13 protein-coding genes are annotated in these 14833 nt (G+C 69.7%); 8 read left to right on the forward strand and 5 right to left on the reverse strand.

The features are described 5' to 3' along the window. Positions 1 to 7 precede the first annotated feature (7 nt). From ACVK00_RS29955 to ACVK00_RS29975, 5 genes are all read left to right on the forward strand, one after another. Positions 8 to 946, forward strand: coding sequence for a branched-chain amino acid ABC transporter permease (locus ACVK00_RS29955; RefSeq protein WP_284892737.1), 939 nt, complete (start codon positions 8 to 10; stop codon positions 944 to 946). Beyond that, positions 939 to 2165 (forward strand): branched-chain amino acid ABC transporter permease, encoded by a 1227-nt coding sequence (locus ACVK00_RS29960; protein ID WP_284892735.1) that lies wholly within the window; start codon positions 939 to 941, stop codon positions 2163 to 2165. The genes ACVK00_RS29955 and ACVK00_RS29960 overlap by 8 nt, the downstream gene beginning before the upstream one ends. Next, positions 2162 to 2911, forward strand: a complete 750-nt coding sequence (locus ACVK00_RS29965) for an ABC transporter ATP-binding protein (RefSeq protein ID WP_284892733.1) — start codon at positions 2162 to 2164, stop codon at positions 2909 to 2911. Before ACVK00_RS29960 ends, ACVK00_RS29965 begins: the two co-directional genes overlap by 4 nt. Further along, a complete protein-coding gene (locus tag ACVK00_RS29970) occupies positions 2908 to 3612 on the forward strand; it encodes an ABC transporter ATP-binding protein (protein ID WP_284892731.1) in 705 nt (234 codons plus the stop codon). Before ACVK00_RS29965 ends, ACVK00_RS29970 begins: the two co-directional genes overlap by 4 nt. 173 nt (positions 3613 to 3785) lie before the next feature. Then, entirely contained in the window at positions 3786 to 4532 is a 747-nt protein-coding gene (locus tag ACVK00_RS29975; protein ID WP_284892729.1) for a glucose 1-dehydrogenase, read from the forward strand. A gap of 22 nt (positions 4533 to 4554) precedes the next feature. Here ACVK00_RS29975 and ACVK00_RS29980 read toward each other — a convergent pair whose 3' ends face one another. The 5 genes from ACVK00_RS29980 to ACVK00_RS30000 form a co-directional block, all read right to left on the reverse strand. Next, positions 4555 to 5061 (reverse strand): heme-degrading domain-containing protein, encoded by a 507-nt coding sequence (locus ACVK00_RS29980; RefSeq protein WP_228907372.1) that lies wholly within the window; start codon positions 5059 to 5061, stop codon positions 4555 to 4557. An 86-nt stretch (positions 5062 to 5147) separates the two neighbouring features. Beyond that, positions 5148 to 5966: a 5-deoxy-glucuronate isomerase gene (gene iolB / locus ACVK00_RS29985; protein ID WP_354122959.1), complete on the reverse strand. Its 819-nt coding sequence runs from the start codon at positions 5964 to 5966 to the stop codon at positions 5148 to 5150. Between the two features lie 44 nt (positions 5967 to 6010). After that, the gene (gene iolE, locus ACVK00_RS29990) at positions 6011 to 6940 is read right to left on the reverse strand and encodes a myo-inosose-2 dehydratase (RefSeq protein WP_228907373.1); all 930 of its coding nucleotides are present in this window, start codon (positions 6938 to 6940) and stop codon (positions 6011 to 6013) included. 61 nt (positions 6941 to 7001) lie between these two features. Beyond that, positions 7002 to 8885: a 3D-(3,5/4)-trihydroxycyclohexane-1,2-dione acylhydrolase (decyclizing) gene (gene iolD / locus ACVK00_RS29995; RefSeq protein ID WP_228907374.1), complete on the reverse strand. Its 1884-nt coding sequence runs from the start codon at positions 8883 to 8885 to the stop codon at positions 7002 to 7004. A gap of 46 nt (positions 8886 to 8931) precedes the next feature. Continuing rightward, a complete protein-coding gene (locus tag ACVK00_RS30000; RefSeq protein WP_284892723.1) occupies positions 8932 to 10887 on the reverse strand; it encodes a bifunctional 5-dehydro-2-deoxygluconokinase/5-dehydro-2-deoxyphosphogluconate aldolase in 1956 nt (651 codons plus the stop codon). Between the two features lie 307 nt (positions 10888 to 11194). Here ACVK00_RS30000 and ACVK00_RS30005 point away from each other — a divergent pair, with 307 nt between their 5' ends. From ACVK00_RS30005 to ACVK00_RS30015, 3 genes are all read left to right on the forward strand, one after another. After that, the gene (locus ACVK00_RS30005; protein WP_166725356.1) at positions 11195 to 12121 is read left to right on the forward strand and encodes a sugar ABC transporter substrate-binding protein; all 927 of its coding nucleotides are present in this window, start codon (positions 11195 to 11197) and stop codon (positions 12119 to 12121) included. 68 nt (positions 12122 to 12189) lie between these two features. Then, a complete protein-coding gene (locus ACVK00_RS30010; protein ID WP_228907376.1) occupies positions 12190 to 13764 on the forward strand; it encodes a sugar ABC transporter ATP-binding protein in 1575 nt (524 codons plus the stop codon). A gap of 26 nt (positions 13765 to 13790) precedes the next feature. Beyond that, the gene (locus ACVK00_RS30015) at positions 13791 to 14816 is read left to right on the forward strand and encodes an ABC transporter permease (protein ID WP_006753148.1); all 1026 of its coding nucleotides are present in this window, start codon (positions 13791 to 13793) and stop codon (positions 14814 to 14816) included. Positions 14817 to 14833: the final 17 nt, after the last annotated feature.

A 14833-nucleotide genomic window follows, 5' to 3' on the forward strand; every position in this document is an offset into this window, starting at 1 on the left:
CGCGGCGGTGCACGCGTTCGCGCTCCAGGCGTTCAACGGTCTCAGCTACGGGTTGCTGCTGTTCATGCTGTCGGCCGGCCTGACGCTGATCTTCAGCGTGCAGGGCGTGCTCAACTTCGCGCATGCGAGCTTCTACATGCTCGGCGCGTACGTCGGCTACAGCATCGCGGCCGGTGCGGGTTTCTGGCCCGCGCTGGTGCTCGCGCCGCTCGCGGTCGGGCTGCTGGGCGCCGGCTGCGAGCGCTGGCTGCTGCGCCGCGTGCAGGCGCGCGGCGGCCATACGAGCGAACTGCTGCTGACCTTCGGCCTCGCGTACCTGATCGGCGAGGGCGCGAAACTCCTGTGGGGCCTCACGCCGCTGCCGGCTCCGGTGCCGCCGCTGTTCGACGGCGCACCCGTGACCGCGTTCGGCCTCGCTCTGCCGCGCTACCGGCTCTTCATGATGACGATGTCCACGGCGATGCTGGTTGCGCTCGGCGCGCTGCTGCGCGCGTCGCGCATCGGGCTCGTCGTGCGCGCCGCGCTCACGCACCGCGCGGCCGTCGAGGCGCTCGGCTACGACGTGCCGCGCGTGATGACGGGCCTGTTCGGCGCGGGCACCGCGCTCGCGGCGCTGGCCGGCGTGATCGGCGCGCCGCTCGCGGTGATCGAACCGGCGCTGGCCGAGACGGTCGGGTCGGTGGTGTTCGCGGTGGTCGTGATCGGCGGGCTCGGTTCGCTCGGCGGTGCGTTCGTCGCGTCGCTCGCGGTCGGCTTCGCGCAGACCTTCGCGGCGTCCAGCGACACGTCGCTGCGCGACCTCGCGCAATGGGCGGGCGTCGCGCTGCCCGACAGCGTCGCGGCCGTATCGATCGCGCAGCTCGCCCCGCTGGTTCCGTACCTGCTGCTCGTCGCGGTGCTGGTCGCCCGTCCGCGCGGCTTGTTCGGCGAGCGTGTCGATGGATAGCCGCGCGCGGGCCGGCGCGCTGCGCCGGGTGCTGTTCGCCGCGGGCGTCGCGCTGCCCGCGTGGCTGTGGCCGCATGGCGCGGTGCTCGGTTATCTCGCGCAGACGGCCGCGCTCGTCGTGCTCGCGCTGTCATACAACCTGCAGCTCGGCACGACCGGGCTGCTGTCGTTCGGTCATGCCGCGTTCGCGGGCCTCGGCGCCTTCGCCGCCGCGCACTGGTTCAATCACGTCGGCGGCCCGCTGCCGCTGTTGCCGCTCGTCGGCGGCGTGGCGGGCGCCGGCTTCGGCTTCATGGCCGGGCTGCTCGCGACACGCCGCGCGGGCACCGTGTTCGCGATGATCACGCTCGGTCTCGCCGAATGCGTCGCGGCCGCCGCGTGGAGCGTGCCCGCGTGGTTCGGCGGCCTCGGCGGCGTGCCGATCGACCGCGCGAGCGGCACGCCCTGGGGCGGCTGGCATTTCGGCGCGCCGGCGCAGGCCTACGCGGTGATCGCCGCGTGGTGCATCGTGTCGGCGCTGGCGATGCGCGCGCTGACGCGCACGCCGCTCGCGCGGCTCGCGAACGCGGTGCGCGACAACCCCGCACGCGTGGCTGCGCTCGGCACCGAGCCGCGCCACGTGCGGCTCGCGATGGTCACCTGCGCGTCGTTCTTCGCGGGTATTGCCGGCACGCTGACGCTGATCGACGTCGAGATCGCGACGTCCGACAGCCTGTCGATGGCGCGTTCGGCGACCGTGCTGATCGCCGCGGTGATCGGCGGCACCGGCACGTTCTTCGGGCCGGCGGCCGGTGCCGTGGTGCTGACCGCGCTGAGCGTGGTCGTCGCGGGCGTGTCGCGTGCATGGGCGCTGTATCTCGGCGTGCTGTTCGTCGCGGTCGTCGTCGCGGCGCCCGGCGGAATCGCGGGCCTCGCACAGACGCTCGCGCATGCGTTGCGCCGCGACGCGCCGGCCGCCGAGCGCTGGCGCGTGTTGTGCGGCGTCGGCGCCTGCGTGTTCTGGGGCATCGCGATCGTCTGCGCGGCCGAGCTCGGCTATGCGTGGCGCTTCGCGCAGGACGACGGCGCCGGCATCGCGTTCGGCGCGTGGGGCATCGATGCCGATGCGCCGGCCGGCTGGGTCGTCGCGTGCTCGGCGGCCGGCATCGGCACGCTGCTGTGGGGCTGGCGCGCGCGGTTGATAAACCACGGGCACGGCAAGCGGGAGGACGGGCGATGAACGGCAACGCGATCGCGCTGCATGGCATCGTGCAGCGCTTCGGCGCGCAGACGGTGCTCGACGGTATCGAGCTGAGTGTCTGCGCCGGCGAGCGCCACGCGCTGATCGGGCCGAACGGCGCGGGCAAGTCGACGCTGTTCGGCGTGATTGCCGGCGCGACGCGGCCGACGCGCGGGCGCGTCGAGCTGCACGGCGTCGAGCTGCGCGGACGCGGGCCGGTCGTCGCGAGCCGGCTCGGCATCGGCCGCAGTTTCCAGCAGACGAGTGCGTTCGCGCGGCTCTCCGTGTTCGACAACCTGCGCTGCGCGGCGCTGCATGCGCCGGACGAGCGGCGGCGCTGGTGGAACCGGCTGCGCGAATCGGCGTCGGTCGATCGCGCGGCCGCGCGCGTGCTGCACGACATCGGCCTCGATGCGCGGCGCGATGCGCCGGCCGGCGAACTCGGCTACGCGGAACAGCGCGCGCTCGATCTCGGCATCGCGCTCGCGAGCGGCGCGCGCACGCTGCTGCTCGACGAACCGACGGCCGGCATGAACCGCGACCAGGCGGCGCGGATGATCGCGCTGATCCGCGCGACGACGCAGGGCCGCACGGTGCTGATGATCGAGCACGACATGGATGCGGTGTTCGGCTTCGCCGAGCGCGTCACGGTACTGGTGCGCGGCGCGGTGGTCGCGACCGGCGCGCCCGACGCGATCCGCGCGGACCCGGCTGTGCGCGCCGCCTATCTCGGCGACGGCGCATGAGCGCGCTACTCGACATTCGCGGTCTGCGCGCGTGGTACGGGATGCAGCCCGTGCTCGACGGCGTCGATCTCGCGCTCGCGCCGGGCGAGACGCTCGCGCTGCTCGGCCGCAACGGCTCGGGCCGCTCGACGCTCGCGAAGGCCGTGATGGGGCTCGTGCGCACCGCGGGCTCGGTGCGCATCGCCGGCGCCGAATGCGCGGGCGCCCGCACGTTCGAGATCGCGCGGCGCGGCGTGGCTTACGTCGCCGAAAGCCGCGACGTGTTTCCGCTGCTGAGCGTGCGCGAGAACCTGCGGCTCGGGCTGCGCGGTGTGCGCGGCGCCGCCGAACGCGCGGCGCTCGACCGGCTGTTCGCGCGCTTTCCGCTGCTGGCCGCGCGGATCGACGTGAAGGCCGGGCGGCTGTCGGGCGGCGAGCAGCAGGTGCTCGCGCTGGTGCGCGCGCTTGCCGGCCGCCCGCGCGTGCTGATCGTCGACGAACCGGCCGAAGGGCTCGCGCCGCTCGCGGTCGACGAGGTCGGTGCGTGCCTCGCCGCGCTGCAGGCCGACGGCGTCGCGATCCTGCTGATCGAGCAGCGACTGCAGCTCGCGCCGGGGCTCGCGCGGCGCGTCGCGGTGATGGGGCGGGGACGGATCGTCTACGACGGCGCGCTCGACGGGCTCGGCGGCGACGTCGTCAGTGCGTGGCTGAGCGCCAGCTGAGGGCAGGCTGAGCGCAAGCGCGCCGATTGTTCGGCAAACCCCGCCAGTCAATTCGCGTCGAGCCGCTTTATCGCCGTCGCGCGAACCGCGAATATTGCCAGCAAGGCCGGCGCGCCGCGCACGCGGCAATCGGCTCCCATCCATGGAAAGTCTTCCGACTGAGGAATGAAATCATGAGCAAGCTGACAGACAAGGTTGCGATCGTCACGGGCGGGTCCAAGGGCATCGGCGCCGCGATCGCGAAGGCGCTGGCTGCAGAAGGTGCGTCGGTCGTCGTCAACTACGCGAGCAGCAAGGCCGGTGCCGACGCCGTCGTGAGCGCGATCGTCGAAGCGGGCGGCCGCGCGGTCGCGGTGGGCGGCGACGTGTCGAAGGCAGCGGACGCGCAGCGCATCGTCGATGCCGCGATCGAGAACTATGGCCGTCTCGACGTGCTGGTCAACAATTCCGGCGTCTACGAATTCGCGCCGATCGAGGCGATCACCGAAGAGCACTATCGCCGGCAGTTCGATACGAACGTGTTCGGCGTGCTGCTGACGACGCAGGCCGCCGTCAAGCATCTCGGCGAAGGCGCGAGCATCATCAACATCAGCTCGGTCGTGACGAGCATCACGCCGCCCGCGAGCGCCGTGTACAGCGGCACCAAGGGCGCCGTCGACGCGATCACCGGCGTGCTCGCGCTCGAGCTCGGCCCGCGCAAGATTCGCGTGAACGCGATCAACCCGGGGATGATCGTGACCGAAGGCACGCACAGCGCGGGCATCATCGGTTCGGATCTCGACAAGCAGATGCGCAACGACACGCCGCTCGGCCGCCTTGGCGAGCCGGACGACATCGCGTCGGTCGCCGTGTTCCTCGCGTCGGACGATGCGCGCTGGCTGACCGGCGAGCGCCTCGTCGCGAGCGGCGGGATGCACTGACGCGTCCGGTCGGCGCGCGCCCCTACGCGATCATCGCGAGCGCGTTCGCGCCGACATGCCAGCGCAGGCTCTCGACGACGAGTGCGTGATCGTGTTCGTCGTCGAGCCCCGCGATCGTCATCGCGCCGACGAGTGCACCACCGCTTGCGCCGCCGGCAACCCGCAACGGCACGCCGCCGCCGTCGAGCGCATAGTCGGCGTCCGACAATCCCTGCGACTGCAACGACCAGCCGGCACGGCGAAAGCGCGCACCGACCTCGAGCGAGCTGACGCCGAAACGCAATACCGTGTTCTGCCGGCGGCGGATCGCGTCGCTGTCGTCGGCGCGGCTGCCGTCGAGCGCGCAATAGAACAGCGGTGCGGCTTCACCGACGATGCCGACCGCGATCGGCAGCCCGCGTCGCGACGCGAGATTGACCGCGATGTCGCCGAGCCGGCGCGCGACGTCGGCATCGAAATGCGGCAGCATCGGCGCCGACGCGGTGGCGCCGCAGGGCGCGGGTGCGAAGCGCGGGAAGGGGATTGCCATGGCAGCTCCGTGTCGTCGCGAGTCCGGCTCGTGCGCGCGCGTGCCGCGTCGCGCGCCGGCCGTCGATCGTTCAGCGCATCAACGTGTCAGCGCTTGGGCGCCGCGTCGAGCATCCACTCGTGCGCGGGATCGTTCCTGAACGCCCATGCGCGGCTCGGCCCGGCCATCACGTTCAGGTAGTACAGGTTGTAGCCGTGCGGCGCGACCACCGGGTGATAGCCGCGCGGCACCATCACGACGTCGTGGTTCTCGACCGCGCACGCTTCGTCGAGGCTGCGATCGTCCGTGTACACGCGCTGGAACGCGAAACCCTGCGGCGGATCGATCCGGTGGTAATAGGTTTCCTCGAGCGACGTTTCGTCGGGCGCCGCGTCGCGATCGTGCTTGTGCGGCGGATAGCTGCTCGAATGGCTCGCGGGCGTGATCACTTCGACGACCAGCAGCCGGTCGGCGGCCGGGTTGTCGCCCATCAGGATGTCGCACACGTAGCGCGTGTTGGTGCCTTGCCCGCGCACCGCGCGGCGCATCCGTTCGCCGTCGAGGCGCTGCACGCGCTTGTCGCCGCTCGCGTAAGGCGCGGTGCACAGCGCAACTTCCGCGTCGCGCGTCGCGACCAGCGTGACGGTCTTGCCGCCCGGCACGTACAGCGCGTCCGGCGACACGTCCTCGAACACGCTGTCGCGCTTGCCGAGCGCATCGTAGGCTTCGCCGTCGACTTGTGCGCGCAGCGTGCCCGTGAGCACGACGACGCACAGTTCGCGCGTGCCCGTGTCGAGCGTTTCGGTGTCGCCGGCCTTCAGGCGCAGCGCACGAAAGCCGACGTGTTTCCAGCCGGCCGACTCGGGCGTCACGTTGCAGATTTCGCGGGCGGCGGATGCCTTGACCAGCAGGGGAGAAATCGTCATGGAACGGGGCTCCACAATGGGGGGAATAGCGGGGATGACAGGGTTCACGCGCTCAATCGGTCGACGATCGCGCGCAGCGACTCGTAGCCCTTCTTCGCATACTGGTAGCTCGGTGCGACGGCCGGGTCCTGCTCGGCCTCGACGACGAGCCAGCCTTCGTAGCCGGCATCCTTCAGCGTGCGCAGCGTCGCTTCATAGTCGAGCGCGCCGTCGCCCGGCACGGTGAAGGTGCCATTGATCACGCCGTTCAGGAAGCTCCAGCCGCCGTTGCGCGCCTGCGTGACGACCTGCGGCCGGACGTCCTTGCAGTGCACGTGCACGACGCGCGACACGTGCTTCTTCAGCAGTGCGACCGGATCGGCCGCGCCGCCGAAATACGCGTGACCCGTGTCGAACAGCAGGAACACCTTCGCGGGATCGGTCAGCGCCATCAGGCGGTCGACGTCGTCCGGCGATTCGACGTAGGCGCCCATGTGGTGATGGTAGGCGAGCTTGATCCCGTAAGTCTCGAGCAGATGTGCGCCGAATGCGTCGAGGCGCGCCGCGTAGCGCCGCCAGGTTTCATCGTCGACGAAGCGCGGCCGCTTCGCGACCGGCGTGTCGATGCTGCCCTGGATCGTCCCCGCGCATTCGCCGTACACCACGACCTTCACGTCATTCACCTGCAGCTTCGTCATGTGCGCGCGGCAGCGCTCGATCTCGGCGGCGACCGCGTCGGCATCGCTCATGCCCGGCTCGACTTCCGCGAGGAAGCCCGAATACCAGCCCGACACGCACACGAGCCCGAACTCGGCGAGCTTCGCCTTCAGCTCGGGGCCCGTCTTCGGAAACTTGTTGCCGAGCTCGAAGCCCGCATAGCCGATCTCGGCGCCTTCCTTCAGCGCCGTCTCGAGCGGCGTCTCGCCGCCGAGCGACGGCAGGTCGTCGTTCATCCACGACAGGGGATTGATACCGATGCGAACGTTCCAGCTCATGACGCGGTTCCTTGGTTCGGTTGTTGTTTTCGCGGGGCGGCCCAGGGGAAGGGAAAACGGTTCAGCGCCGCTGCCGGGTTTTCTCGTCGAGATACGTCTGGTGCGCACGTTCGACGTCGGCGCGCGCGGATACCTGCGGCACCGCGACTTCCCACCACGCGCCGCCGTCCGCGGTCGTGCGCTCGTGCGTCGTGTCGATCACGAGCACCTGGCTCGTCGTGGCCGCGCGCGCACGCTTCATCTCGCTGCGCAGTTCGCCGACGTCGCGCACGTGCACGGCTTCGGCGCCCATCGCGCGCGCATGCATCGCGAAGTCGATCGTCGAGCGCTCGCCGCCTTCCGGCACGCAGTCGTCGAGCATGTTGTTGAAGCTGGCGCCGCCGCAATTCAGTTGCAGCCGCTCGATGCAGCCGTAGCCGCGGTTGTCGAGGATCACGACGATGATCTTGCGGCCGAGCATCACGGACGTCGCGAGTTCCGCGTTGAGCATCATGTACGAGCCGTCGCCGACGATCACGATCACTTCGCGCTCGGGCCGCGCGAGCTTCGCGCCGAGGCCGCCCGCGATCTCGTAGCCCATGCACGAGTACGCATAGTCCATGTGGTAGTTGCCCGGCACGCCGCTGCGCCACAGCTTGTGCAGCTCGGCCGGCAGCGTGCCGGCCGCGCACACGACGAGATCGTCGCGCGCGCTGTCGCGCCCCGCGTCGGCCGCGGAGTCGCGCACCGCGCCGATCACTTCCGCGTCGTACGGCAGCGTGTCGTTCGGCACGCGCGTGGTCAGCTCGGTCACGCGCGCGTTCCACGCGGCGGCCTGGTCGCGGTTCGCGGCGGTCCATGCCGCATCCGCGCGCCAGCCCGCGAGCGCGGCGGACAACTGGCCGAGGCCGGTGCGCGCATCGGCGATCAATTGCCGGCCGCGCTTCTTGCCCGCGTCGAACGGCTGCACGTTCAGGCTCAGCAGCGTGGCATGGCCGAACAGCGCGTGCGAGCCGGTCGTGAAGTCCTGCAGCCGCGTGCCGACCGCGAACACCACGTCGGCCTGCGCGGCCGCACGGTTCGCGGCGGGCGAGCCCGTCACGCCGATCGACCCGAGGTTCAGCGAGTGGTCCCACGCGAGGCTGCCCTTGCCGGCCTGCGATTCGGCGACCGGCACGCCGTGCGTGTCGGCGAACGTGCGCAGCGCGTCCCACGCCTGGCTGTACAGCACGCCGCCGCCGGCGACGATCAGCGGCTTCTTCGCGGCCTTCAGCACGTCGAGCGCATCCGCGAGTTCGAGCGCGTCGGCCGGCGACCGGCGCATCCGGATCAGCGGCGGCGCGAAGAAGTCCTCGGGCCAGTCGTACGCGAAGGTCTGCACGTCCTGCGGCAGCGCGAGACACACGGGGCCGCACTGCGCGGGATCGCTCATCACCTGGATCGCGCGCGGCAGCGCGACGAGCAACTGCTCGGGCGACGTGATCCGGTCGAAGTAGCGCGTCACCGGCCGGAAGCAGTCGTTCGCGCTGACGTCGCCCTGTTCGAAATCCTCGACCTGTTGCAGCACCGGGTCGGGCAGCCGCGACACGAACACGTCGCCGGGTAGCAGCAACAGCGGCAGCCGGCCGACGTGCGCGAGCGCGGCGGAGGTCAGCATGTTGGTCGCGCCGGGGCCGATGCTCGACGTCGCGGCCATCATCCGCTGGCGGAAATTCGCCTTCGCGAACGCGACGGCCGCATTCGCCATGCCTTGCTCGTTATGCGCGCGCAACGTCGGCAGCCGGTCCCGTTCGGCGTGGAGCGCCTCGCCGAGCCCGGCGACGTTGCCGTGGCCGAAGATCGCGAACACGCCGCCGCAGTACGGCAGGATCTCGGTGCGGCCGTCCGGCTGGACGACTTCGGCGCGCAGGGCGGCCAGGTAGCGCACGAGCGCCTGGCTGACGGTCAGTCTCACGGTGGTGGTCATCGTCTGTCGATAAGGAAGAGTCGGGTGGTCGTCACAGGCGCCGGCATCAGGCCGCGGCGGCGCGCGCGGCGGCACGGCGGCCGAGCCACGCGTCGACCAGCTGCGTGAAATTGCCGGCCACTTCGTCGATCAGCGCCTGGTCGTCGCTCTGGCCGGCGAGCCAGCGCAGCGACGCATCGGCCCACAGCGTGCGCCCGACCATGAAGCCCTTGACGATCGGGTTGGTCGCCGAGCGGAAGCTGTCGACCAGGTACTGCAGCGGCTGGTTCAGCCCGAGGATCACCGCGCCGCGGCAGTGGTGGTCGCGCTCGGCCACGAGCGTTTCGAGCCGCGCCCAGCCGTCGGCGCTCAGCGGCGGGAGCTTCCACCATTCGGGCATCACGCCGAGGTTATAGAAGCGCGCGACCGTGCGCAGCACCGCGTCGTCCTCGGTGCCGGCCGGCGTGACCGCGCGCGGCGGAATCATTTCAAGCAGCAGCTCGTTGCCGCTTGCGCGCGTGGCTTCCCACAATTCCAGCACGCGCTGCTCCTGCTCGACGCGCAGGTCGACGTCGTCGTCGGGGTGGTAGTGGACGAGGCACTTCACGACCTGTTCGGTCGGCCAGTGGGTGAGCGACGAGCCGACCGAGCGCGTGTCGTCGAAACGCAGCGGCCGCGAGCCGGGCAGCTCGACCGGACGGCCGACCCACCAGCCACGCCCGGTGGCCTGCGCGAGCGCGTCGCTGCCGTATGCGCCGCCGTCGATCAGCACGCCGACGTGGCCTTCGATATGACGATCGCGTTCGACTTGTTCGACCGCGCGCACGAGCAGGCGCTTGAGCGTCTTGATCCGCGCTTCGTCCGCGCCGGCCTGCACCGCGAGTTCGTAGAACTGGCTGCGATGGTCGAACGCCATCACGCACAGTTCGTCCCATTCGCGGCGCGGCACCGTCACGCGATGCAGGTGCGCGAGCGTGCGATCGGCGTCGACCTGCGGGTTGCGGCTGCCGCCGAACCAGTGCGCGAGCTCGGCCGGCGTCGGCATCGCGGCCGAGCACGCGTGGCGCGACACGACGATCGCGCCGCACGCATTCGCGATGCGCGTCGCTTCCCGCCAGTCGCGCCCGCGCAGCAGCCCCGACAGCAGGCCCGACAGGAATGCGTCGCCTGCGCCGAGCACGTTCAGGACTTCGACGCGTTCGCCGTGGAAAGTCGGTGCATCGTCGATGCGCGTGGGGATGTCGCCCTCGATCACGCAGCAGCCGAGCGCGCCGCGCTTGACCACCAGCACCGCGCCGCTCGCGCGGCGCACGGCCTCGAGCGACGCGATCAGGTCGTGCGGCACGCCGCCCGCGATCAGGAATTCCTCCTCGGTGCCGACCAGCAGGTCGAACTCGCCGAGCACCTGCTGCAGCTGTCGCGTGACCTGCGCATCCGGCACGTAGCGGTTTTCGCCCGCGCCGCGCGCGGTCAGCCCCCACAGCACCGGCCGGTAATCGATGTCGAGGACGCGCACGACGCCGTGGCGGCGCGCGTAGCCGAGCGCGGTCAGCGACGCTTCGCGGGTGGCCGGCGTCGAAAGATGGGTGCCAGTGATCGCGAGCGCGCGGCAGCCGGCAATGAAGTCCTCGCGGATCTCGTCGGCGCGCACGGCCATGTCCGCGCAGTTCTCGCGCACGAACAGCAGCGGGAACGTGTCGCGGTCCTTCAGCCCGAGCAGCACGAGCGCGGTCAGGCGTTCCGGATCGGTCTGCAGCTGGCTCGTATCGCAACCTTCGCGCTCGAGCGTCTCGCGCACGAAGCGGCCCATCTGCTCGTCGCCGACGCGCGAGATCATCGCGGTTTTCAGCCCGAGCCGGGCGACGCCGAACGCGACGTTGCCCGACGAGCCGCCGAGATACATTTGGAAGCTGCGCGCGTCCTCGAGGCGGCTGCCGTACTGCTGCGCGTAAAGATCCACGGCGACGCGGCCGAGGCAGGCGAGATCGATGGGGCGGTCAGTCGGAAAGTTCAACGGGCTCATATCACGTATCACGCTCGCGGCCGGCGTTCGACCTGCCGGCGGATTGAGGGGACCGATCCCGCGACGGTTCTGCGTCACGTATGCCGCACGGCACGAGAACGCCTGCCGCAAGGAATCGGGCTACGGAACGGAGTCTAGACTTTTTGGAAATCCAGTTCCCTAGGTGAAATCACGTAGAAATAAATTTCCAAATTTTCGAGGAAGTGATCTACAGTTTCATCCGGATGCTTCGGTCCGTAACGGACTCGACGCCGACGGCGCGCAACGCGCCGCTTTCCGCCCCCGGAGATGAGGAGACAGAGTGATCATGAAGACCCAGCTGATGGCCGCCGCGGCCGCCGCGATCCTGACCATGCCGCTCGCGCATGCCGAGAAGATCGGCGTGACGATGGCATCGTTCGACGACACGTTCCTGACGATCCTGCGCAACAGCATCGGCGACGCGGCGAAGAAGGACGGCGCGACCGTGCAGATCGAGGATGGCGGCAACGACGTCGGCAAGCAATTGAGCCAGGTCCAGAACATGATCGCGCAGAAAGTCGACGCGATCATCGTGAATGCGGTCGACACCGACGCGACGCCGAAGATCACGAAGATGGTGAGCGCCGCGAAGATTCCGCTCGTCTACGTGAACCGCAAGCCGGTCGACTTCGACAAGCTGCCGGCCGGCGTCGCGGTGGTCGCGTCCGACGAGAAGCAGTCGGGCACGCTGCAGGCGCGCCAGGTGTGCAAGCTGCTCGGCGGCAAGGGCGACATCCTCGTGCTGATGGGCGAGTTGTCCAACGAGTCGGCACGTGCGCGCACCAAGGACATCGAGGACGTGATCGCGACCAAGGACTGTTCCGGCATGAAGATCGTCGACAAGCGCGAAGGCAAGTGGAGCCGCACGCAGGGCCAGGACATCACGATGAACTGGCTGAGCTCCGGGACGAAGTTCGACGCGATCGTGTCGAACAACGACGAAATGGCGATCGGCGCGATCAACGCGCTGAAGGCCGCGCGCAAGCTGACGCCGAAGACGGTCGTCGCGGGCATCGACGCGACGCCGGACGGGCTCGCGGCGATGAAGAGCGGCGAGCTGAAGGTGTCCGTGTACCAGAACGCGGCCGGGCAGGGCGCGCAGGCCGTCGCGACCGCGCTGAAGCTGGCGAAGAAGCAGCCGGTCGACCGCTACGTGAACGTGCCGTTCGAGCTCGTCACGCCGGAGAACATGAACCAGTACGCGAAGCACTGACCGGTTTTTCCGCTGAACTGCGCGGGCCCGGCGCGTCCGGGTTCGCGTGTGACTTTCGAGGAACGTCCATGTTTACAGCCAGGATGGCGCGCTCGATGGCCAACGAAAGCGCGCCGGCCGCGTCGTTCGCCGCGCCGGGTTCGTCCGGTGCGCCCGTCGCCGATTGCCTGCTCGAGGTGCGCGGCGTCGGCAAGTCGTTTCCCGGCGTCGTCGCGCTCGACGGCGTGCAGTTCCGCGTGCGCCGCGGCACCGTGCATGCGCTGATGGGCGAGAACGGCGCCGGCAAGTCGACGCTGATGAAGATCATCGCCGGCGTCTACACGCCCGACCAGGGCGAGATCCTGATCAACGGCGAGCCCGTCGTGCTGAGCGGCCCGCTCGACGCGCTCGATCGCGGGATCGCGATGATTCACCAGGAACTCAACCTGATGCCGTACATGACGGTCGCGGAGAACATCTGGATCCGCCGCGAACCGAAGAACCGCTTCGGCCTGATCGATCACGCCGCGCTGCGCCGCCGCACCGCCGCGCTGTTCGAGCGGCTGTCGATCGACATCGACCCGGAAGCCGACGTGCGCACGCTGACCGTCGCGAGCCGCCAGATGGTCGAGATCGCGAAGGCCGTGTCGTTCGACTCCGACGTGCTGATCATGGACGAGCCGACCTCCGCGCTGACCGACAAGGAGGTCTCGCACCTGTTCCGGATCATTCGCCAGCTGCGCGAGCAGGGCAAGGGCATCGTCTACATCACGCACAAGATGAACGAGCTGTTCGAGATCGCCGACGAGTTCTCGGTGTTCCGCGACGGCAAGTACATCGGCACGCACGCGTCGACCGACGTCACGCGCGACGACATCATCCGGATGATGGTCGGCCGCGAGATCACGCAGATGTTCCCGAAGGAGGAAGTGCCGATCGGCGAGGTCGTGCTGGCCGTGAAGAACCTCGGCGTCGACGGCGTGTTCCGCGACGTCAGCTTCGAACTGCGCGCGGGCGAGATCCTCGGCGTCGCGGGCCTGGTCGGCTCGGGGCGCTCGAATGTCGCGGAGGCGCTGTTCGGCGTCGTGCCGGCGACCGCCGGCGAGATCCGCATCGACGGCAAGCCGGTGCGCATCGCCACGCCCGCGCAGGCGATGAAGCACGGGATGGCGTTTCTCACCGAGGACCGCAAGGACACCGGCTGCTTCCTGAATCTCGACCTGCTCGCGAACATGGAAGCGGCCGTGCTCAGCAACCGCTACGTGAAGTTCAATTTCGTGCGGCAGGCGCAGCTCAAACGCGACTGCGAGGAAATGAGCCGGATGCTGCGCGTGAAGACGCCCGGGCTGCACGAGGAAATCCAGAACCTGTCGGGCGGCAACCAGCAGAAGGTGCTGATCGGCCGCTGGCTGCTGACGCAGCCGCGCATCCTGATCCTCGACGAACCGACGCGCGGGATCGACGTCGGCGCGAAGGCCGAGATCCACCGCCTCGTCAGCGCGCTCGCCGGCAAGGGCGTCGCGGTCCTGATGATCTCGTCGGAGATGCCGGAGGTGCTCGGCATGAGCGACCGCGTGATGGTGATGCACGAAGGCCGGATGACCGGCATCGTCGAACGCAAGGACGCCGACCAGGTCCGCATCATGGATCTGGCCTCGCGCTGAGCCGAAACAAGATTGGAGACAAAGCAATGGGCAACCTGAACCCGGTCGCGGACGCGCAGTCCCTGACGATCAAGACGCGGCACGCGAAGTGGCCGCCCGAACTGAGCATCTTCCTGGTGCTGGTGGGCATCAGCCTGTTCTTCGAGGTGATCGGCTGGCTCGTCGTCGGCCAGAGCTTCCTGTTCAACGCGGAGCGGCTCGAGATCATCGTGCTGCAGATGGCCGTGATCGGCATCATCGCGGTCGGCGTGAACCTCGTGATCATCACCAGCGGGATCGACCTGTCGTCGGGCTCGGTCGTCGCCGCGGCGGCCGTCGTATCGGCCAGCCTCGCGCAGGTGTCCGATTTTCCGCGCGCGGTGTTCCCGCACCTGACCGACCTGCCGGTCATCTGGCCGGTGCTGGCCGGCGTGTGCGTCGGGCTGCTGGTCGGCCTGCTGAACGGCTCGCTGATCGCGCTGACGGGCATCCCGCCGTTCATCGCGACGCTCGGCACGATGGTCGCCGCGCGCGGCTTCGCGAAGTGGTTCACCAACGGGATGCCGGTGTCGATGCTGACCGACCCGTTCGCTGCGATCGGCGCGGGCGCGAACCCGGTGATCATCTTTCTCGTGGTGGCCGCGATCTTCCACGTCGTGCTGCGCTACACGCGCTTCGGCAAGTACACGTATGCGATCGGCGCGAACCGCCACGCGGCCGTCGTGTCGGGCATCAACGTGACGCGTCACCTGGTGTTCGTCTATGCGATCGCGGGCCTGTTGAGCGGGATCGCCGGCACCGTGACGGCCGCGCGTGCGATCTCCGGCCAGTCGGGCATGGGCGTGATGTACGAGCTCGACGCGATCGCGGCCGTCGTGATCGGCGGTACGTCGCTGTCGGGCGGCCTCGGGCGCGTGACGGGCACCGTGATCGGCGTGCTGATTCTCGGCGTGATGACGTCGGGCTTCACGTTCATCCGGATCGACGCGTACTACCAGGAGATGGTCAAGGGCGCGATCATCGTCGCGGCCGTGATCGCCGATCAGTACCGCAACAAGAAGTCGCGCCGCTGAGCGGCCGAGACCGATAC

The organism is Burkholderia sp. PvR073, assembly GCF_054055695.1.

Coding starts and splice junctions, on each gene's coding strand:
- ACVK00_RS29960 (WP_284892735.1), top strand. CDS start 939: ATGGATAGCCGCGCGCGGGCCGGCGCGCTGCGCCGGGTGCTGTTCGCC.
- ACVK00_RS29965 (WP_284892733.1), top strand. CDS start 2,162: ATGAACGGCAACGCGATCGCGCTGCATGGCATCGTGCAGCGCTTCGGC.
- ACVK00_RS29970 (WP_284892731.1), top strand. CDS start 2,908: ATGAGCGCGCTACTCGACATTCGCGGTCTGCGCGCGTGGTACGGGATG.
- ACVK00_RS29975 (WP_284892729.1), top strand. CDS start 3,786: ATGAGCAAGCTGACAGACAAGGTTGCGATCGTCACGGGCGGGTCCAAG.
- ACVK00_RS29980 (WP_228907372.1), bottom strand. CDS start 5,061: ATGGCAATCCCCTTCCCGCGCTTCGCACCCGCGCCCTGCGGCGCCACC.
- iolB (WP_354122959.1), bottom strand. CDS start 5,966: ATGACGATTTCTCCCCTGCTGGTCAAGGCATCCGCCGCCCGCGAAATC.
- iolE (WP_228907373.1), bottom strand. CDS start 6,940: ATGAGCTGGAACGTTCGCATCGGTATCAATCCCCTGTCGTGGATGAAC.
- iolD (WP_228907374.1), bottom strand. CDS start 8,885: ATGACCACCACCGTGAGACTGACCGTCAGCCAGGCGCTCGTGCGCTAC.
- ACVK00_RS30000 (WP_284892723.1), bottom strand. CDS start 10,887: ATGAGCCCGTTGAACTTTCCGACTGACCGCCCCATCGATCTCGCCTGC.
- ACVK00_RS30005 (WP_166725356.1), top strand. CDS start 11,195: ATGAAGACCCAGCTGATGGCCGCCGCGGCCGCCGCGATCCTGACCATG.
- ACVK00_RS30010 (WP_228907376.1), top strand. CDS start 12,190: ATGTTTACAGCCAGGATGGCGCGCTCGATGGCCAACGAAAGCGCGCCG.
- ACVK00_RS30015 (WP_006753148.1), top strand. CDS start 13,791: ATGGGCAACCTGAACCCGGTCGCGGACGCGCAGTCCCTGACGATCAAG.